This window comes from Streptomyces sp. NRRL F-5122, assembly GCF_001507435.1.
Lineage (GTDB): Bacteria > Actinomycetota > Actinomycetes > Streptomycetales > Streptomycetaceae > Streptomyces > Streptomyces lannensis.
Map to the genome: position 1 here is coordinate 1 of NZ_LMWH01000096.1, position 854 is coordinate 854.

General features: G+C 68.7%; 1 protein-coding gene. It reads right to left on the reverse strand.

All coding sequences use genetic code 11. The annotated features are described in order from the left end of the window. A partial coding sequence (locus ADL25_RS12395; protein WP_199839144.1) for a hypothetical protein occupies nucleotides 1-854 on the reverse strand: 854 nt, incomplete at both ends.

The window sequence follows — 854 nt, forward strand, 5'->3', positions numbered from 1 at the left end:
CCGCGTCGTGGAATTCTTCGGGGATGCTGCTGAGTTCGTCGAGAGAGGGCCCGCCGCGTGCTGCCTGCGCGGCGGTCTCGTCGTCGAGTTCGGCCAGGGTCTTGTCCTGCCGGTGGCGGTGGTACTCCCGCATCCGGGCGGGCGCCTCGCCGGGGTCCAGGACGAGTATGTCGGTACCGAACACCTCGATGAAGTCGGCGCGGGCCTCGGCCTGCATCTGCCATGCCTTGTGCAGCATCTCGGGATTGCGGCGCAGCAACTGCGGATGGGCGGTGAGCGTTTGGACGGCGAGCTGTGCCAGTCGCGGTGCGTCGCCGGCCGCGTAGATGTTGAGATTGCCGCTGACCAGCCAGGCGTCGGTGTCGGGGTGCACGGGCACGATGCGGGCAGCCACGAACATTCGGGGGCGGAGTTTGCCGAGGGCACGCCGCCCCAGGTTGGAGTGGACCTGGTAGACGAGGTCGTCGAGCAGGTTGTGCAGGACGACGGCGTCCTTCTCGAAGCGCTGTACCTCGAAGACTCCCTCCACCACGTCGTGCCAGCCGAGCAGCATCGCCCGCTCGTCCTCACCCAACCGCGGCCGCCGCTGGGCCACGAACCGCTCGAGGACGCTGGAGCCGTCCGCGAGGCGGTGCTGCAGCACGAAGTGGTCGATGGTGTCGATGGCGGTCGCCTCGTCCAGGAAGCCGAGCCGGTCCGCTGCCTCATCGAGTCGGGCATCCAGCCGCCGGGCAAAACGCGGACTGTGCGCGTAGGCCACCAGTTCGCCCTTGAGGTCCCCGCTGCGTGCAACCAACGTGGCGACGTGGGGCGGCACGGTGAGGGTGGGGGGATCGCTGTGTTCCACTACTGCT